This window comes from Acidimicrobiia bacterium (assembly GCA_035651955.1).
GTDB lineage: Bacteria > Actinomycetota > Acidimicrobiia > IMCC26256 > JAMXLJ01 > JAMXLJ01.
The window spans coordinates 1-18,400 of the sequence record DASRES010000045.1 but is presented as its reverse complement, the minus strand read 5'-3'; the positions used below and the strand labels follow the sequence as shown (position 1 = coordinate 18,400).

At 72.4% G+C, this 18,400-nt stretch carries 18 protein-coding genes; 9 read left to right on the top strand and 9 right to left on the bottom strand.

Annotated features, from left to right (window positions below; genetic code table 11):
- Window positions 1–20 precede the first annotated feature (20 nt).
- Entirely contained in the window at window positions 21–1,412 is a 1,392-nt protein-coding gene (locus VFC33_10725) for an NADH-ubiquinone oxidoreductase-F iron-sulfur binding region domain-containing protein (GenBank protein ID HZR13712.1), read from the bottom strand.
- 171 nt (window positions 1,413–1,583) lie between these two features.
- Between VFC33_10725 and VFC33_10720 the strand changes: the two genes are divergently transcribed.
- A complete protein-coding gene (locus VFC33_10720; protein ID HZR13711.1) occupies window positions 1,584–2,705 on the top strand; it encodes a CaiB/BaiF CoA-transferase family protein in 1,122 nt (373 codons plus the stop codon).
- Window positions 2,706–2,723: 18 nt separating this feature from the next.
- On the opposite strand, the gene VFC33_10715 is transcribed toward VFC33_10720, so the two are convergent.
- Window positions 2,724–3,854 (bottom strand): 5-(carboxyamino)imidazole ribonucleotide synthase, encoded by a 1,131-nt coding sequence (locus VFC33_10715; protein HZR13710.1) that lies wholly within the window; start codon window positions 3,852–3,854, stop codon window positions 2,724–2,726.
- Window positions 3,855–3,959: 105 nt separating this feature from the next.
- On the opposite strand from VFC33_10715, the gene VFC33_10710 reads away from it, so the two are divergent.
- On the top strand, window positions 3,960–5,090 hold the full coding sequence (locus tag VFC33_10710; GenBank protein HZR13709.1) for a cellulase family glycosylhydrolase: 1,131 nt from the start codon (window positions 3,960–3,962) through the stop codon (window positions 5,088–5,090).
- 12 nt (window positions 5,091–5,102) lie between these two features.
- On the opposite strand, the gene VFC33_10705 is transcribed toward VFC33_10710, so the two are convergent.
- Complete coding sequence (locus VFC33_10705; protein HZR13708.1) at window positions 5,103–5,663, bottom strand: hypothetical protein; 561 nt, start codon at window positions 5,661–5,663, stop codon at window positions 5,103–5,105.
- A gap of 73 nt (window positions 5,664–5,736) precedes the next feature.
- On the opposite strand from VFC33_10705, the gene VFC33_10700 reads away from it, so the two are divergent.
- On the top strand, window positions 5,737–6,231 hold the full coding sequence (locus VFC33_10700) for a thermonuclease family protein (GenBank protein ID HZR13707.1): 495 nt from the start codon (window positions 5,737–5,739) through the stop codon (window positions 6,229–6,231).
- A gap of 18 nt (window positions 6,232–6,249) precedes the next feature.
- Here VFC33_10700 and VFC33_10695 read toward each other — a convergent pair whose 3' ends face one another.
- Both VFC33_10695 and VFC33_10690 read right to left on the bottom strand, forming a co-directional pair.
- Complete coding sequence (locus VFC33_10695; protein ID HZR13706.1) at window positions 6,250–6,621, bottom strand: hypothetical protein; 372 nt, start codon at window positions 6,619–6,621, stop codon at window positions 6,250–6,252.
- A gap of 131 nt (window positions 6,622–6,752) precedes the next feature.
- On the bottom strand, window positions 6,753–8,753 hold the full coding sequence (locus VFC33_10690) for an ATP-dependent DNA helicase UvrD2 (protein HZR13705.1): 2,001 nt from the start codon (window positions 8,751–8,753) through the stop codon (window positions 6,753–6,755).
- Between the two features lie 386 nt (window positions 8,754–9,139).
- Between VFC33_10690 and VFC33_10685 the strand changes: the two genes are divergently transcribed.
- The 3 genes from VFC33_10685 to VFC33_10675 are packed head-to-tail and all read left to right on the top strand — an operon-like array spanning window position 9,140 to window position 11,837.
- Window positions 9,140–10,453 carry a D-arabinono-1,4-lactone oxidase gene (locus VFC33_10685; protein ID HZR13704.1) on the top strand — a complete coding sequence of 438 codons (1,314 nt, stop codon included), beginning with the start codon at window positions 9,140–9,142 and terminating at the stop codon, window positions 10,451–10,453.
- Between the two features lie 20 nt (window positions 10,454–10,473).
- On the top strand, window positions 10,474–11,109 hold the full coding sequence (locus VFC33_10680; protein ID HZR13703.1) for a PH domain-containing protein: 636 nt from the start codon (window positions 10,474–10,476) through the stop codon (window positions 11,107–11,109).
- Between the two features lie 17 nt (window positions 11,110–11,126).
- Window positions 11,127–11,837, top strand: a complete 711-nt coding sequence (locus tag VFC33_10675; protein ID HZR13702.1) for a helical backbone metal receptor — start codon at window positions 11,127–11,129, stop codon at window positions 11,835–11,837.
- A gap of 12 nt (window positions 11,838–11,849) precedes the next feature.
- Here the strand turns inward: VFC33_10675 and VFC33_10670 are convergent, their stop codons facing one another.
- Together VFC33_10670 and galK are read right to left on the bottom strand one after the other, a co-directional pair.
- The gene (locus VFC33_10670) at window positions 11,850–12,704 is read right to left on the bottom strand and encodes a class I SAM-dependent methyltransferase (protein ID HZR13701.1); all 855 of its coding nucleotides are present in this window, start codon (window positions 12,702–12,704) and stop codon (window positions 11,850–11,852) included.
- Window positions 12,705–12,912: 208 nt separating this feature from the next.
- Window positions 12,913–14,037 (bottom strand): galactokinase, encoded by a 1,125-nt coding sequence (gene galK / locus VFC33_10665; protein HZR13700.1) that lies wholly within the window; start codon window positions 14,035–14,037, stop codon window positions 12,913–12,915.
- Window positions 14,038–14,103: 66 nt separating this feature from the next.
- On the opposite strand from galK, the gene VFC33_10660 reads away from it, so the two are divergent.
- Window positions 14,104–15,012 (top strand): DUF6159 family protein, encoded by a 909-nt coding sequence (locus VFC33_10660; protein HZR13699.1) that lies wholly within the window; start codon window positions 14,104–14,106, stop codon window positions 15,010–15,012.
- 162 nt (window positions 15,013–15,174) lie between these two features.
- On the opposite strand, the gene VFC33_10655 is transcribed toward VFC33_10660, so the two are convergent.
- On the bottom strand, window positions 15,175–16,101 hold the full coding sequence (locus VFC33_10655) for a TIGR03560 family F420-dependent LLM class oxidoreductase (GenBank protein ID HZR13698.1): 927 nt from the start codon (window positions 16,099–16,101) through the stop codon (window positions 15,175–15,177).
- Complete coding sequence (locus VFC33_10650) at window positions 16,098–17,030, bottom strand: LLM class F420-dependent oxidoreductase (GenBank protein HZR13697.1); 933 nt, start codon at window positions 17,028–17,030, stop codon at window positions 16,098–16,100. Before VFC33_10650 ends, VFC33_10655 begins: the two co-directional genes overlap by 4 nt.
- Window positions 17,031–17,076: 46 nt before the next feature.
- Here VFC33_10650 and VFC33_10645 point away from each other — a divergent pair, with 46 nt between their 5' ends.
- Window positions 17,077–17,904, top strand: a complete 828-nt coding sequence (locus VFC33_10645) for a PAC2 family protein (protein ID HZR13696.1) — start codon at window positions 17,077–17,079, stop codon at window positions 17,902–17,904.
- A gap of 193 nt (window positions 17,905–18,097) precedes the next feature.
- Window positions 18,098–18,400, top strand: a 303-nt coding sequence (locus tag VFC33_10640; protein HZR13695.1) for a TasA family protein, incomplete at its 3' end; no start/stop codon positions are given.

Sequence of the window (18,400 nt, the reverse complement as noted above, 5' to 3'; positions counted from 1 at the left end):
GCGAAACGAGTGCCCACCGGTCACGTGTACAGGGGGACGTCGGCGTACGACCAGTCAGGACGCTTGTACAGCTGGCGCTCGTCGTACACGAAATGACCGGTGGAGTCGAAGTCCTTGATCTTCGGGACCATGACGTCGTGGCGGAGCGGGCAGGTGCCGGCGAGATGGGCCTCGAAGTCCTCGGGGAACTTCTCGAGCAGGCTCCCGACGACCCGCTGCTCCTCCTGTCCGAGGAAGCAGCGGTTCGCGTCCGTCACGGTCGCGAGCGTCCGTTGCAGCACGCCGATGTCGACGGCGTCGCCCTTCCCTTCCTCGATGATCTCGAGCGTCTCGGTGATGCGGGTCGATCCGAGCTTGCACGGCGGACACTGCCCGCACGACTCCACGGCCAGGAAGCGTGAGAACGCGCGCGCGACCGCGACCGCGCACATCGCGTCGTCGTACACCACGTACCCGCCGGAGCCGAGCCCGCTGCCGATCGCGGCCATGGAGTTGAAGTCGAGCGCGGTGTCCATGTCGTCGACGGTGAGGGCCGCGTTCGCGACGCCCGACAGCATCATCTTGACGGGCCGGCCCGATTCGGTCCCCGCGGCGACGACCTCGACGAGCGTGCGCAGCGGTGTGCCCATCGGCAGCTCGTACACGCCCGGCATCGCGACGTCGCCGCAGATCGTGAAGACCATCGTCCCGGGGCACCGCTCGGGCCCGACCTTGCGGAACTCGTCGGCACCGAACGACATGATCCAGTTCGCGTGCGACATCGACTCGACGTTGCTGACGACCGTCGGGTTCGTCGTGAAGACGCCGCGCTGGCCCGGCTGGGGGTCGTGCGGCCACCAGCCGAGCTGCGGCGCCGTCGCGAACAGACCGTGCTCGAACGGGCGGACGTGGCGCGGGAGCGGGTCGTTGCCCTCCACCACCTCGAGCGCTCCGGTCTCCTCGCCGAACAGGTACTCGTCGGGCCCCTCGACGACGTGGATCGGGATGTCGCCGGCGAGGCCGGCGTGCTCGAGCTCGCTGACGGCGCGGTGCAGGCGCATCACCTCGCGCGTGAAGCTGCGCTTGGTCACGATGTAGATGGCACGGGCGTTCACGACGAAGCCGGCGATCGCGGCGCCCTCGACGATCTGGTACGGGTCGTACCGCATGATCGTCCGGTCCTTGAACGTGCCGGGCTCGCCCTCGGCGCCGTTGCCGACGACGAACTTCTCGGTGCCCGGCGCCTCGCGCACGGAGCGCCACTTCACCGCGGTCGGGAACCCGGCGCCGCCTCGGCCGCGCAGGCCCGCCTTCCCGACCTCGTCGATCGTCGCGTCGGCGCCGACGCGATGCGCGGTCGTGAACCCCTGACCCCCGCCGCGTTCGAGGTAGTCGTCGAGGGTGAGGACGGGACGGTCGGGCAAGACGTTCACGCGATGCGTCTACCCGATTTCGCACCCGATCGCCAACCGGGCGCGCCCGCGTGGACGACCGCGCGCGCGACGCGCGCGAATCTGACGTGCGGGTCAGGGATCTCGTATCGTCGACGTCTTCGCGCGACCGCACTGAGCGTCCGGAGGTTCGTGGTGGGGCCCTTGCATGGCGTGAGGATCATCGAGCTCGCGGGGATCGGCCCGGGTCCGTTCGCGGCGATGGTCCTGTCGGACCTGGGCGCCGACGTGCTGCGCGTCGACCGCGCGCAGGCGGTCACCGGTGACTTCGCGCGTGAGAACAAGGAGGTCCTGAACCGCGGGCGGCGGTCCGTCGGCATCGACCTCAAGAACCCCGACGGCGTCGAGACGCTCCTGCGGCTCGTCGAGCAGGCGGATGCGCTGATCGAGGGCTTCCGCCCGGGTGTGACCGAGCGGCTCGGCATCGGCCCGGACGCCTGCCTCGCCCGCAACCCGAAGCTCGTGTACGGGCGGATGACGGGCTGGGGGCAGGACGGGCCGTACGCGCAGGCGGCCGGCCACGACATCGACTACATCGCGCTCGCGGGCGTGCTCGCGCACCTCGGTCGCGAAGGCGGGAAGCCCACCCCGCCGATCAACCTCATCGGGGACTTCGGCGGCGGCGGGATGCTGCTCGCGCTGGGCGTCGTGTGCGCGGTCTTGGAAGCACGCACGTCGGGGCAGGGGCAGGTCGTCGACGCCGCGATGGTCGACGGCTCCGCGCTGCTGATGACGATGATCTGGGGCGTGCGGGCGATGGGCGCGTGGGACGAGCGTCTCGGCGTCAACGTGCTCGACACCGGTGCGCCGTTCTACGAGACGTACGAGACGGCCGACGGCAGGTTCGTGGCCGTCGGCGCGCTCGAGCCGCAGTTCTACGCGGAGCTTCTCGCGCGCACGGGCGTCGACACGGAAGGCCTGTCCGCGCAGATGGACCGCAACGGCTGGCCGCTGCTCCGCGAGCGCCTCACCGCGCTGTTCAAGACCAAGACGCGCGACGAGTGGTGCGAGCTCCTCGAGGGAACCGACGCGTGCTTCGCGCCGGTCCTGACGATGAGCGAGGCCGCGGAACACCCACACGTGCGTGCGCGCGACACGATCGTCGAGGACTGCGGCGTGCAGCAGCCGGCACCCGCACCGCGCTTCTCCCGCACGCCGAGCGCGATCCAGGGTCCGCCCGCGTGGCCCGGTCAGCACACCGACGAGGCGCTGCGCGACTGGGGGCTGAGCGCGAAGGACGTCGCCAAGCTGCGCGAGACCGGCGCGATCAAGTAGCCCCCACGAATCAAGCCGTCAGCCGTTGTCCGCGGGGAGCACGCGCTCGAGCGCGGCGACGCGGCGCGCGAGCTCGTCGCGGTCGTCCGCCACGACCGTGACGTGACCGACCTTGCGGCCCGTCCGCAGCGACTTGCCGTAGCGGTGGAGGTGCGCGCCCTCGACGGCGAGCACGGCGGCGGGGTCGGGAAGCGCGCCGATGCAGTTCACCATCGTGCTGACGCCGCGCGCGTCGGTGGGACCGAGCGGCCAGCCGAGCACCGCGCGCACGTGGTTCTCGAACTGGCTCGTGCGCGCGCCCTCGATCGTCCAGTGACCCGAGTTGTGCACGCGTGGCGCCATCTCGTTCGCCAGGAGCGCGCCGTCGACCTCGAACAGCTCGAGCGCGAGCACACCGCGGTAGTCGAGCTCGTCCAGGAGCCGCGACATGAACGTCTCGGCGCGGGCCTGCAGCTCGGGTGACACGTCCGCGGCTGGTGCGACGGAGCGGCGCAGGATCCCGCGCTCGTGCCGGTTCTCCGTGAGCGGCCAGCAGCGCGTCGTGCCGCCGGCGCCGCGCACGCCCACGACCGACAGCTCGCGCGTGAACGGGACGAGCTGCTCGACGAGCAAGGGCACGCCGCCGATCGCGTCCCACGCGGGGTCGGCGTCGCGCTCGGTCCGCACGACCGCCTGCCCCTTCCCGTCGTAGCCGCCCGTCCGTGTCTTCACGACGACCGGGACGCCGATCTCCGCGACCGCGCGTGCCAGTGAGTCGCGGTCGTCGACCGGCTCGAAGCGCGGCACACCGATGCCGAGCGACGTGAACAGCTGCTTCTCGCGCAGCCGGTCCTGCGAGACGGTGAGCGCACGAACCGACGGGTGCACCGGCACGCGCGCCGCGAGTCGCGCGGCCGCGTCGCCCGGGACGCCCTCCCACTCGTAGGTGACGACGTCCGCGCCGCGCGCCGTCTCGTCGAGCGCCGACGCGTCTCCGAGCGCGCCGACCACGAGCGGGCCGAGTGCCGCCGCGGGCGCGTCCGGCGACGGATCGAGGAACCGGAACCGCACGCCGAGCGGGATCCCCGCGATCGCGAGCATCCGCCCCAGTTGCCCGCCGCCGAGCACGGCGAGCACGGGCGCGTCGACCGGGAGGCTCGTCTCCGCCATCCGGACTGTCTAGCGAATCGCGCCCGGACGTCGCGGTTCCCTCAACTGCGCCGCGATCCCTCCGAGTGAGAGGCCCGAGGGCAGCGAGCAGGGGAACGGAGCAACGTGAACAAGCGGGTTGTGCGGGCGCGCCTGTCGGCGGTCGCGGTGTCGCTCCTCGTGCTCGTCGTCGGTGCGGCCTGCGCGGCGACCACTGCGCCGGCGGCGGCGCCCCGTCCGGGCGTCCCGGCTGCGAAGGTCGGCTTCTCGGCGGACGGCTGGTTCGAGTGGCAGAGCGCGGCGCAGATCAGGGCCGACCTCGCCGCGATCAAGCGCACGGGCGCGCGCTGGGTGCGCCTGCAGTTCGACTGGTCGAAGCTCGAGTCGTACGGCCCGGGCCTCAAGGCGCCCGGCCAGGCCACGTGGTGGGCGCACACCGACACGCTCGTCGACGCCGCGCGCGCCCAGGGCCTGCAGATCCTCGGCATCATCGACTACACGCCGAACTGGGCCGCGGCGCCCGGCTGCAACTTCGCCGATCACTCCGGCATGTTCTGCGCGCCGCGGAGCGCGGCCGAATACGGCGCGTTCGCCGCGCGCGTCGCGGCGCACTACGCACCGAAGGGCGTGCACGACTGGGAGATCTGGAACGAGCCCAACAACCCGTCCTTCTTCCAGCCCGTCAACGCCGCGAGCTACGTCGCGCTCCTGAAGGCGGCGTACCCCGCGATCCACGCGGCAGACCCGCACGCGTTCGTCGTGAGCGGTGGTCTGTCCCCGCACGGTGACCTCGGCCAGACGCCCGACGACCCGCTCAGCCCGGTCAACTTCGTGAAGGCGATGTACGCGGCGGGCGCCAAGGGCTCCTTCGACGCGCTCGGCCACCACCCGTACCCGCCCAGCCCCTACGCGCCGACGACGCCCGGCTCGGCCGGGTGGAACGCGCTGCTCCAGACCGCCACGCTCCACGGGATCATGGTCGCCAACGGCGACGGCGCGAAGCAGATCTGGGGCACCGAGTTCGGCGTGCCGACCGGGTCCTCGTCGATGTCGGTCAGCGACAGCGTCCAGGGCCAGTCGATCGTGGACGAGTACCTGCAGTGGAACACGTGGCCCTACACCGGGCCGCTGTTCGTGTTCGAGCTCCGTGACGGCGCGAACGACGCGTCGGACTGGAGCTCCAACCTCGGTCTGACGCGCGTCAACGGCACCGCGAAGCCCGCGCTGTCCGCGCTCACTGCTCTCGTCGTCCCGTAGCGCGGCGACCGGTCAGGCGGTCGCGCTGGTGACCGGCTCGAACGTCCGGCGAGGTCCGTAGCCGAACAACGACGCGGTCAGGCGCCGGATCCCGCTCGTCCGGTCGTGCTGGTAGCCGTTCACCGCGGCGTTGTACGCGTCGACGTCCGCGCGGGGCACCGACGCCTTCATGAACGACTGCACCGCCTGCTGCAGGTTCGCGTCGCCTCGCAGCTTGTCGGTGGACTGCGCGGTCGTCGTCGCGCGCGACGCGAGGCCTTCGAGCTGGTTCGCGGTCTCGACCTCCGCGCTCGGGTCGTGCCGGCGCATCAGCGCGTTCCACCTCGTCAGCGCGGCCGTGAGCTCGCGCGGCAGCGTGTGGTCGCGGCCGACGTCGGCGGCGAGCGCGACGGTGACGGCCCCGAGCTTCTCGTACCGCGCGCTCAGCGGTGTGCGTAGAGCCGCCCAGCGGTCGTCGATCTTCGTGCGCGCGTGATCGAGCGCGGGTCGGCTCCCGAGCACGACGGCCGCCGCGGCGACGAAGACGACGAGGACGACGAGCAGCACCAGCAGGCGCCGCGCACGGCGGAGCATGGCGCCGTCACCCTACCGGCGCGCCCGCGCGCGACCGTCGATAGCGTCACAGGGCACCGCTACGGTGTGGCGCATGGCTCGCCTCCGAGCCGTGGTCGTGGTCGTGCTGACCGCCGCCTCGCTCGGAGGTTGGTGGCTCGGCCGGTCACGAGCCGGCTCCACCCACACGGTCCGCGTGGTGCACGTCGTCGACGGCGACACGATCGTCGTCGACGACCGTGGCCGCGACACGACCGTCCGTCTCCTCGGTGTCGACACGCCCGAGACCGTCCATCCCGACGAGCCGGTCCAGTGCTACGGCCCCGAGGCCTCCGCGTTCACGAAGGCGGCGCTGACGGGTCGGACCGTCCGGCTCGAGACGGACGTCGAGCGCCACGACCGGTATGGCAGGTTGCTCGCGTACGTCGTCGTCGACGGCCACCGCTTCAACGACGAGTTGCTGCGGCGGGGCTACGCGCGGCTCCTCGTCATCCCGCCGAACGGGATGTACGCGCGCACGATGCTCGGCGAGGAGCTGGCGGCACGCCGCGCGGGCGCCGGGTTGTGGAGCGCGTGCCCGGCGCGGTGACGGGCGCGCGCCCTCTCGTCACGTTTCCGTGAGACGCGTCCGCATCTTGTCGATGGCACGCCCGAGCACGTCGCGCGCGTCCGCGTGGCTGCACCCGAGGTCGCGCGCGATGACCTTCATCGAGCACGGCGGCCCGGCCAGGCCGAAGCGGCGGGAGAGCACGACGTACTCCTCGGGTGTGAGCGAGTCGAACGCGTGCCCACCGGCGCGCAGCTCGATCGCGTCGAGGTCGACGTCGTCGTCGCTCGACTCGTCGAACCGGCGCGGCGTGATCGCCGCGACGTCGGCCTCGAGGCCCTGACCGTCGACCCCGAGCCCGCCGTCCCGGTCCGGGTAGGGCCACCCGTCGTCGGTGGGGAAGAGCGGGAAGGTCGAATGGGTCGGGGGCATCCGGCGTCCTTCCGTCCGTTCGGTCCGTGCGTCGCCGTCGCTCGGCTCGTCGTGGGTCCGTCGTCCGCGCCGCCCACCGTCCACGTTGCCCACCGTCTGTCCGCTCATCGTGCGCCGCGCCGGCGGCCGAGTCAACGGGCGGCCGGGGCCCCCGCGACGAGCCGGAGGATCGCCTCGCCATGGGTGGCGAGGCGACAAGGGCCGAGGCCGGGGACCGACGCGAGCGCGGCGCGCGAGCGCGGCCGGCGCGTCGCGATCGCCCGCAGCGTCGCGTCGCTCGCGACGGCCGCGACGGGGACGGCCGCGGCCCGCGCCACGCCTCGCCGCCATTCCAGGAGCGCGGTGAGCAGCGCGTCGTCGGTGGCGCGCGGCCTGGGTCCGCGCGCACCCAACGCTCGACGTGTGCCCGCGTGCGCCGACGCCGTCGTCGCCGCGTCGTCCACGACGCCCGCGGCGCGAAGCGCCGTGATCCAGGGGCTCGGCTCGCGCTCCGACACGCGTGACCCGACCGTGCGGGTCCGGGCCCAGCTCATGTGCAACGCCGTGCCGGCGCGCGTCATGGCGACGTGCAGCAGGCGCCTCTCCTCGTCGAGATCGACCGGCGACGACGCGTACGCGACGGGCACGAGCCCCCGTTCCACGCCCGTGACGAAGACGGTCTCGTACTCGAGGCCCTTGGCGCGGTGGAACGTCAGCAGCTCCACGGCGTCGCCCGACGCGAGGTCGCCGTCGTCGGAGCGCAGCGTCGCGCGCAGCCAGGTGAGGAACCCGGCGACCGTGCCGCCGTCGCCGTCGTGCGCCACGTACTCCCGTCCGAGGGTGACGAGCGCGTCGGCGTGCTCGCGCCGTTCGGGCGACAGGGCGTCGACGTCGGCTCGTACGTCGACGAGGTGCTCGGCGAACGGGCGACCGGGCGCGCGTCGCGCGGCGTCCTCGAGCCCGTCGAGCAGCGCGCGGACCTCTGCTCGTTGCAGGAACCGCATCCCGCCGCGGACGCGGAACGGGATCTGCTGTGCGGCCAGCGCGTCCTCGAACAGCGCGGACTGCGCGTTCGTGCGGTAGAGCACCGCCATCGACGACCACGCCACACCGGTCGCGTGCGCGTCGCGGAGCGCTCGCGCGACTGCGCGTGCCTCGTCGGCGTCCGACGCGTAGGCGCGCAGCGTCGGACGCGGGCCGTCGCCGCGCGGCGTGCGGACGGCATGCGCGTCGCGGCGGCCGAGAACGGCGGCGGCCGCGTCGACGATCTGCGCGCTGGACCGGTGGTTCGCCTCGAGGCGCACGACCTTGCCGCCGGGGAAGTGCTCGACGAACCGGGTGAGGTGGTCGGGCTCTGCGCCCGCGAACCGGTAGATGGACTGGTCCGGATCACCGACCGCGCAGAGGTCGTCCCGATCGCCGAGCCACGCGCGCAGGAGACGGAACTGAGCGGGTGTCACGTCCTGGAGCTCGTCGACGAACAGGTGCCGGAACCGGAACCGTTGCGCCGCCGCGAAGTCGCCGTCGGTCTCCAGCGCGCGCACGCACCACCAGACGAGGTCGTCGAAGTCGACGAGACGGCGACGGTGCTTCTCGCGCTCGTACGCGTCGTAGAGCGAGGCGAGCCGGGACGGCGCGATCGCGGGCTGGCGTCCCGCGTCGCGCGCTGCCTGCTCGTACCCGTCGGGCGAGACGAGACGGGCCTTGGCCCACTCGATCTCGCTCGCCACGTCGGCGGCGCGCTCGGTCGCGGCCTCGCCCGTCCACCCGTCCGCGACGAGCAGCGGGACCACGATCCGCGCCTTGCGTTCGAGGAGTGCGGGCGGGACCCGTCCTCGTTCCTGCCATCGCCGCCGCAGCTGGGTGAGCGCGAGCGCGTGGAACGTCCCGGCGGTCACGCGGCCGCCGATCGGGAGACGGGCGAGCCGGTGCACGAGCTCGCGCGCGGCCTTGCGTGTGAAGGTCACCGCCAGGACGCGTTCCGCGTCGATGCGCCCGGTCGCGGCGTGCCACGCGATGCGCCGGGTCAGGACGCGCGTCTTGCCCGAGCCGGCGCCCGCGAGGATCGCGAGCGGCCGCGCCGGTTCGACGACGGCGGCGCGCTGCGACGGGTCGAGGCCCTGCAGCAGCGAGTCGGCGGCGGACGCGACCACCGGCCGACCGTACCGACGCGCGCGGTGACGGCGGTGGACCCTCGCGGTCAGGCGTCCGGGACGCGAAGAGGCCCCGAGTAGTCTTCGCTGCGTCGCAGCTCCGATCTCCTCGGGGCTCCCCTTCGCGACCGCTGCCTCGGCCCGGCACGCCGCCCGACTGGACGTCGCACCTTCGGCCACGCCGACCGGGTCGAGACCCGATCGTCGTACGGCAGTGGCTCCACCGGGACCACTCGCCCGATCGCATCGCCGCTCCCGAACGGCCGCCACAGCGACCGACCAGAGCGTTCGACCGAACGGACCAGCCGAACCGGTAGGGCGATGGTACGGACGAGCGCGCAGAGGGTCAAGAGCCTTTTCTCGCAGCTTCGTCGTACGCTTCGACGATGGCGAAGGGCGCGACGTTCTGGCAGAACTGGGGCCGCAACCAACGCTGCGAGCCGGTCGCGGTGACCGATCCCGAGAGCGAGCTCGAGGTCGTCGAGGCGGTGCGCGCCGCGAAGCACGCGGGGCAGACCGTGCACGCGGTCGGGTCGGGCCACTCCTTCACCGACACCGCGTGCACCGACGGCCGCATGTTGCGGCTCGGCCATCTCGATCGCGTGGTCGCGGTCGACGGCGACGCGCACACGGTCACGGTCGAGGCGGGCATCCCGCTGTGGAAGCTGAACCAGCAGCTCGCGATCAGGAACCTCGCGCTCACCAACCTCGGTGACATCGACCGGCAGACGATCTCGGGTGCGCTCTCGACCGGGACGCACGGCACCGCGTTGAAGCTCGGTGGGCTCGCGACGATGCTGCGCGAGATCGAGATGGTGACGGCCGACGGCGAGCTCCTGCGTTGCTCCGAGCGCGAGGAGCCCGAGGTGTTCGCGTGCGCGCGCATCGGCCTCGGTGCGCTCGGCATCGTGACGAAGATGACGCTGCAGTGCGAGCCCGCCTTCCGGCTGCACTCGCTCGAGGTCCCGATGCCGCTCTCGGAGATGCTCGAGCGGTTCGACACGATCGTCGAGACGAACGACCACGTCGACGCGTACTGGTTCCCGCACACCGACGTCGCGACCGTCAAGTGCAACAACCGCACCGACGACCCCGTCCACGCGAAGGAGGGGTTCAAGAAGTGGCGTGACGAGATCCTGATGACGAACTACCTGTTCGGTGCGGTGTGCCGGGCCGGACAGATCGCGCCCGGCCTCGTCCCGCGACTCGCGCAGTTCGTCGTCGCGAACGTCGGCCGGAGCGAGAAGGTCGACCGCAGCGACCGGGTGTTCTGCACGCCGCGGCTCGTGCGCTTCGTCGAGATGGAGTACGAGGTGCCGCGCCACGAAGCGGGTGCGTGCCTGCTCGCGATCCGCGACCTGATCGAGCGCGAGGACCTGAAGGTCGCCTTCCCGGTCGAGGTGCGCGTCACCGGACCGGACGACATCCCGCTCAGCACCGGCTACGGGCGCGAGAACGCGTACCTCGCGTGCCACCTGCCGACGGGGACGCCGTTCGAGCGCTACTTCCGCGGCGTCGAGGACATCATGGACCGCGTCGGCGGCCGGCCGCACTGGGGGAAGATGCACTACCAGACGGCAGCGACGCTCGCGCCGCGCTATCCGGAGTGGGCACGCTTCCAGGCGGTGCGGGCGAAGCTCGATCCCGACGGGCGGTTCCGCAACGCCTACCTCGACCGTGTGCTCGGGCCGCCGTCGTAGGCGCTTTACTGTTTGGCGCCATGCCGTACCCGAAGAACCTCGTCAACCAGGGCGAGACGGTCGTGCTCGACCTGCGGCCGCACTGGTGGTACTTCTCGAAGCACATCTTCACCGGGATCCCGCTGTTCGTGCTGTTGATCCTGCTGTTCCAGGTGCACGGGACGGTCCGCAAGTACAGCGCGTACGTCTACATCGTCCTGTTGCTCGCGTGGGCGGTCTGGCTCGCGCTCAAGTACCTGCAGTGGCGCTTCACGTACTTCGTCGTCACCGACCAGCGCGTCGTGTTCCGCACGGGTGTCCTCGCGAAGCACGGCGTCGAGATCCCGCTCGAGCGGATCAACAACATCAACTTCAACCAGAACATCTGGAACCGGATGATCGGCGCGGGCGACCTCGCGATCGAGTCTGCCGGCCGGGAGGGCCAGACGACGTTCGACAACGTTCGCCATCCCGACGGCGTGCAGCAGGAGATCTACCGGCAGATGGAGGTCAACGCGCGGCGGCAGGCGTCGTGGGCCGCGCCGCGCGTCGACGCCCCCGCGGCCGGGCCATCCATCCCCGAGCAGATCCAGCAGCTCGCCCAGCTGCGCGACGCCGGCCACATCACCCCGGCCGAGTTCGAGGCGAAGAAGGCCGAGCTGCTGCAGCGGATGTGAACCGCGCCCGCGGGCGCATGCGCGTCGTCTCGCTCGTGCCGTCCGCCACCGAGACGCTGCTCGCGCTCGGCGTCGTCCCCGTCGCGTGCACGCGCTTCTGCCTGCAACCGGGGATCCCGACCGTCGGCGGTACGAAGAACCCGCACGTCGACGACATCGTCGCGCTCGGGCCGGACCTCGTCGTCGTCAACGACGAGGAGAACCGTCGTGAGGACGCGGATGCGCTCGCGCGCGCGGGAGTGCGTCTCCACGACATGTCGCCGCGCTCGGTGGAGGACGTCGGTCCCGCCGTGCGCGCGTTGGCGCGCGCCGTCGAGGTCGCCGTGCCGGAGGCGTACGTGGAAGGCGCGTGGGAGACGTGGCTCGCCGAGACGTCGCCCGCCGCGCCCGGTCGCCGTGCCGTGGTGTTGATCTGGCGACGCCCGTGGATGGCGATCAACGCCGACACCTACGGCTCGTCGGTGCTGGGGGGCGCGGGCGTGGCGAACGCGTTCGCCGGGGTACCCGACCGGTACCCCGAGCTGTCGCTGGGCGACGTCGCAGCCGCCGCGCCCGACCTCGTCCTGCTCCCGAGCGAGCCGTACCGGTTCCGTGAGCGTCATGTCGACGAGGTGGCGCGGGCGGTGCCGGGCGCGCGCGTCGTGCTCGTCGACGGCCAGGACCTGTTCTGGTGGGGCGTTCGCACGCGCGACGCGGTGACGCGCGTCCGCCGGTCGCTCGACGTATGAGGGCAGCGCCGTTCAAGCAGCGCCGGCGGCCGCCTCGCGTGCGGGCGTCGCGACGACGGTGACGAGGTCGCCGAGCCGGTACCGGAACGATCGCTCGCGCAGCGGGCTGCGGCGGATCGCGCGCCCGATCGGTCCGAACGCGCCGCCGTGGTCGTCGAGGAGCGACGCGACGAACCGCATGCTCACCCGCTTCGCGGTGTGGTGCATCTCGCCCGCGCCGAAGCCCGCCGTGCCGAGCAGCAGGCCGAGGCTGTGGCGGTCGAACAGCCAGATGACCGACGGCGGCGCGACGTCCTGCCAGTGCGACCGCAGGGCGCGCGCGACCAGGCTCGAGCGGTCCCACGTCTCGATCACGAGCGTCCCCGACGGCCGGAGGCAACGCCGCGCCAGACCGAGCATCTCCGCCGGCGACCCGACGTGCTCGAGCACCTGGAAGATCGTGATGACGTCGAAGGCGCCGGGTTGGTGGGCGGCGACGCCGGCGAGATCGTCGGTCACGTCGAGACCGAGGCGCGTCCGTGCGAATTCCGCGGCACCTGCGGACACCTCGACGCCCTCGCCGCGCCAGCCCGCGCGACACGCCTCGTCGAGGAAGAACCCGTGCGCGCACCCGACGTCGAGCAACCGGCCCGGCGCGCGGGCGCCGCGCTGCTCGAGCAGGGCGAGACGCTCACGGGCGTTCGCCCGGTGCAACATCTCGTCGGCCAGGTAGTCGTCGTAACCACCGGGGATCGCGCCCGCGAAGTACCCGTCGGGGAAGTTCGCGCGCGCCTCGTCGTCGGTCGGCAGCGGATCGAGGTGCGCCAGCCCGCAGCCCGGGCACTCGACGTACCGATAGCCGCCCGGCGCGAACAGCGGATGGCGCACTCGGCACCCGCACGCCGGGCACGCGCTCGCCCGTCGCCCATACGACGGGTGGCTTGCCGACCGGGGCGTCGCGGCGCGCGCCCCGGGTACCTCGATCCGCGTCATCGCCCTTGCCTCGCCGCGCCCGTCGCCCGACCCCTCGGGTCCCCTCACCGGCGCGCCGCGAAGGGTACGCAGGCGCGGCGCGGCTCGTCACGACGCGGGCGCGTCAGAGCGCGACGGGTCCCGCGCCTCCGGCCGCACGGACGACGAACGCCGTCGCGTCGCGACCCGTCTCCTTGCGGTACGCGAGCACCGTCTTCGCGGCGACGTCGTCGGCATGGTTCCGCTGGACGAGCGCGACGACACACCCGCCGAACCCCGCACCGGTCAGCCGCGCGCCCACCGCGCCCGTCGCCAGCAGCAGCTCGACGAGCAGGTCGAGCTCGCGGGTGGACACCCGGAAGTCGTCCCGGAGGCTCGTGTGGCTCGCGACCATCAGCGCGCCGACACGCCCGATGTCGCCGCAGCGCAACGCGGACGCGGCGTCGAGCACGCGAGCGTTCTCCGAGACGACGTGGCGGGCGCACGGGTCGTCGCCCACGTCCGCGAGTGTCGCGTCGCGCAGCGCACGCACACCGATCCGCGACGCGGCGCGTTCGCACGAGGCGCGCCGCTGCGCGTACGCGCTGTTCCCGAGCGTCCGCTCGACGCCCGAGTGCACGACGAGCACCGCGTGCGTCTCGGGGAGCGGAACGGGTTCGACGTCGAGCGTGCGGCAGTCGATCAGCAACGCGTGACCGGCCCGTCCGAACAGCGACGCGAGCTGGTCCATCAGGCCACCGGGGACGGCCGTCGCGAGGACCTCGGCTTCGAGCGCGGCGCGTGCGAGGTCTCGGCGGTCGAGATCGAGCTTCCCCGCCGCGCCGGCCGCCATCGTCAGCGCGACGGTGAGCGCCGAGCTGGACGACAGCCCGGCCCCGGGCGGCACCGACGACGCGACGACCGCGTCGAGCCCGACGGGCGCGCGCCCCGCGCGGCCGAGCGTGCGCACGACGCCGGCGACGAAGCGAGCCCAGCCGGGTTCGACCGCGGCGGGGTCGTCGGCCCCGTCCGCCGCGACCGCGGCGACGCCGTCCCGGTCGAGCGACCGGACCGCGACCCGTCCGTCGCCGCGCTCGCGCCACGCGACGACGCACGCACGGTCGATCGCGAGCGGCAGGACGAAGCCCTCGCAGTAGTCGGTGTGGTCGCCGATCAGGTTCACCCGGCCGGGTGCCGCCAGGCATCGCACGCCGGCGCCGGGACCGAGCGTCGCGGCCGCCCGGCGGGCGAGGTCGTCGATCGACGGCATGCGCGGCGAGCCTACGGCAGGACCCGCGCCGTCAACTTCTCGCCCCGATCGCCGATAATGCTCGTCATGAGTCGTTTGCAGCGGTCCCTCGAGATCGCCAAGGCGTCGTGGGCGGTCCTGAAGTCGGACAAGCAGCTCGTGTGGCTGCCCGTCATCTCGTTCCTCGCGACGCTCGCCGTCATGGGCGCGGCCGCCGGCCTGGTCTACGTCGGTGGCAGCAAGGACGTGAACGGTCACTTCCAGCTCGGCCCGATGAGCTACGTCTTCATCGTCGTCGGCTACGTCGCGGTCGCGTTCGTCGGCGTCTACTTCCTCGGCGCGCTCGTCGCCGCGGCCGACGAGGTCCTGCGCGGCGGGCACCCCAGCGTGGGCAACGCGCTCCAGGCCGCGAACCAGCGGCTGCACCGGTTGCTGCCGTGGGCCGTCGTGACCGCGACCGTCACGATCATCCTCAACGCGCTCGAGCGCCAGGGTTGGATCGGACGCGTGGTCGGTTCGATCCTCGGCGTCGCGTGGAACGTGCTGACGTTCCTGACCGTCCCGATCATCATGCTCGAGGACCTCGGTCCGGGGAACGCGCTGAAGCGCTCGAAGGACCTGTTCGTGCGGACGTGGGGCGAGAACCTCGCGCTGCAGTTCGGGCTCGGCGCGTTGGGGTTCGTCGCGATGCTCCCCGCGGTCGCAATCGGCGCCATCGGCGCGGCGACGGGCGTGGGCGCGATCGTCGTCATCACGATCGCGATCGCGATCGCGTGGTTCGCGGTCGCGATGGCGGTCGTCAACGCGCTGAGCGGCATCTTCCGCACCGCGCTGTACCGCTACGCCGCGGACGGCGAGGTTCCCGCACCGTTCCAGGGCACGTCGCTCCCGCAGGCGTTCGCGCCCCGGCGTGACACGGGTACGAGCCGCGGCTTCGGTGGCGGGTTCGGAGGCTTCGGCGGTCCGGGCGGCTTCAGCGGCGGCGGGATGCGCTGAGCGAGCCCGGCCGACGGCCGGGCGGGAGCAGTGGCCCGAGCGACCCGGCAGCGCGCAGCGCTGCCAAGAGCGGGATGCGCTGACCGGCTTGACCACGCCACACCAGTGGCGCTTCATCGAGCGCACAGTCGGTCCAGAACCGACTGGTGCTTCACTGAAGCGTCAGTGATCGAACGCAGGGAAGACCTCGGTCGCGAACTGCTCGATCGCGTCCGGGTCGAAGGGCGCGCGGACCGCGAGGATGACCCACGACGCGCCCGCGTCGTGGTATGCCCCGACCCGGTCGACGATCGCCTGCGTGCTCCCCGTGAGCACGCCCGGACGGACGAACTCGGCCATCGTCGAGAACTGCGCGCGCAGGTCGTCGTCGGTGAACGCGAGGCCCACGTTGACCGACTTCGTCAGCGTCGCGGGGTCCCGTCCCACCCGCTCGCAGTGCGCGTCGAGTACGCGCACCTTGTGCGCGTACGTCTCCGGCGCGACGAACGGGATGTTCCAACCGTCGGCATGACGCGCGACGAGACGCAGCGTCACCTTCTCGCCGCCGCCACCGACCCAGATCGGCAGGCGTGACTGCACGGGCTTCGGCTCGCAGCGCGCGTCACGCAACGTGAAGAACTCACCGTCGAAGCTGGTGGCGTCCTGGGTGAGCAGCCCGCGCACGCACGTCAGTGCTTCATCGAGCTGACGGAGCCGGACGGGCGCGGGCGGGAAGGGCATCCCGTACGCCTCGTACTCCGTCTGGTGCCATCCCGCGCCGAGGCCGAGCGTGACGCGCCCGCCGGCGAGCTGGTCGAGCGTCGCCATCGCGTTCGCGAGGACGGCCGGGTGCCGGTACCCGACCGAATAGACCAGGCTCCCGCACCGCACGTGCCTGGTCGTTGCGGCGAGCGCGGCGTGCGTCGCAATCGCCTCGAGACACACCGCGCTGCCGCTCGCGTCGGCTGCGTAGAAGTGGTCCCACACCGAGATCCAGTCGAAGCCGGCCGACTCCACACGCCGCCAGAGGGCCTGGAGGTCGGCGAGCGTCGTGTTCTGCAGGCCGGCGTGCACGCCGAAGCGGACACGCGGCTCCGCTCGCTCACTCATGAGATTCGCGGCATGACCTCGGAGGCGAGGAGCCGCACGTGATCGAGGTCGCGGATGTCGAGCACCTGGAGGTAGACGGACTCCGCGCCCGCCTCTTCGTAGATGCGGAGCTTGTCGACGACCTCGGCCGGCGTTCCGGCCGCGCCGTTCGCTCGCAGCTCGTCGACGTCGCGGCCGATCGCCGCGGCCCGTCGCGCGATCTCACGGTCGTCGGCGCCGCAGCACACGACCAGCGCGACGGTCGTCCGGAGCGTTCGCGGATCACGACCCTCGCGCTCACACGCCGCGCGCACGCGTTCGACGGCATCGCGGTAGACGTCCAGCGGCGGGAAGGGCAGGTTGAATTCGGAGGCGAACCTCGCCGCGAGGCGCGGCGTCCGTCGCTGCCCGTACCCGCCGACGACGACCGGCGGGTGCGGTTCCTGGACGGGCTTCGGGAGCGCGGGGGAGCTCTCGACGGTGTAGTGCTCGCCCGAGAACGAGAACTTCTCGCCCTTCGGTGTGCGCCACATCCCGGTGACGATCTCGAGCTGCTCCTCGAGCATGTCGAAGCGCTCCGGTGTCGGCGGGAACGGGATGCCGTACGCGCGGTGCTCCTCGTCGAACCAGCCGCTCCCGATCCCGAGCTCGACACGGCCGTCGCTCATCGCGTCGACCTGCGCGACCGTGACCGCCAGCGGTCCCGGGAGCCGGAACGTCACCGGCGACACGAGCGTGCCGAGGCGGATCGTCGTCGTGTCACGCGCGAGGCCTGCGAGCGTCGTCCACGCGTCGGTCGGACCGGGGCCGGGGTCGCCGGGACCCATGCGGAGGTAGTGGTCGGACCGGAAGAACGCGTCGAACCCGAGCTCCTCGGCGAGCGTCGCGAGCGTCAGCAGCTCGTCGTAGGACGCGCCCTGCTGGGGCTCGGTGAAGATCCGCAGGAGCACGGAGGCGCAACCTATCGGTCCGCCACCGACGCCGTACAGTGACCGTGTGCTGCACGTCGAGCGACGCCCCGATCTGCGCGACCCGGTCATGGTCGTCGCGCTCACCGGTTGGGTCGACGCGGGCTTCGCCGGGGCGGGCGCGATCGCGTACCTCGCGGAGCAGATGCAGCAGACGGCACGGCCCTTCGCGCGCCTCGAGCTCGCGGACCTCATGGACCTCCAACAGGTCCGACCGACGGTGCGGCTCGTCGACGGCGTCAGCCGGGCGATCGACTGGCCCGCGATCCAGTTCCTCGCGGGCAGCGCGGGCCGCGACGTCGTCGTGTGCTTCGGTCCCGAGCCGTCCATCCGCTGGCGCGCGGTGACGGAGCAGATCGTCGGGCTCGCGCGCGAGCTGCGCGTCTCGATGGCCGTCATGCTCGGGGGCATCCCCGCACCGGTGTCCCACCGGCGGCCCGTCGGCGTGCTCGCGACCGCGACGCGCCACTCGGTGCTCCAGGAGGTCGGCGAGAGCCGCCCCGACTACGCCGGCCCGACCGGGTTGCAGACGGTCCTGCAGGTCGCGCTGGGTGAGGCCGGCATCCCGGCCGTCGGATTGTGGGCGCAGGTCCCGCACTACGTGGGGACGACCGCGTCACCGGCCGCGGTGCGCGCGTTGCTCGAGCGCGTGCGCGACATCGCCCGCGTCGACGTGGACCTCGCACCGCTCGACCAGCAGGTCGACGGGTACGTCGCGTTGCTCGAGCAGAACCTCTCGGAGCGACCGGACGTCGCCGAGATCGTGCGCCAGCTCGACGCCGCCCAGGCGGACCAGGTGCCCGACGGGGACCAGCTGGTCTCCGAGATCGAGCGCTTCCTGCGCGACGAGCAGTAGCGCGTCTCTGGCGGACGGGCGCCCGCGCTTCGAGCGGTCTGTCCCTTTCGCCGTGCCTGCTCGGCTCTGTGGGGATTCGGGACCGAGGTAACTACGCAAGCGGCCCCCTTCGCTCAATGCATCCGCCGAGCCGCCGATGACTACGGAGCGTCGGGGACGCCCTGGGAAGTCGACGGAAAGGGTCATTGCGCACATGGACACCACCCGGGTCTGCGCGGGGCGGAGAGCTCGCCGCGGCGCGGTGTCGAAGAAGGTCGTGTTGTCGGTCGCGTTGTTGGTGGTTGCGGCGACGGTTGTGGGTGTGGGCGCGTTCGCGTTGTTCACGGATACGCAGTCGGTGTCGCAGTCGATTGGGTCCGGCACGGTGACGTTGGTGCCGGTGAACGTGAACCAGGCGAACAACCGGTTGAGTGTGGGGGCGAGCAACATCGCGGCGGGGGACACGATCCAGCGCGCGGTGGATGTGAAGGACAGCGGGTCGATCGCGTTGTCGGGT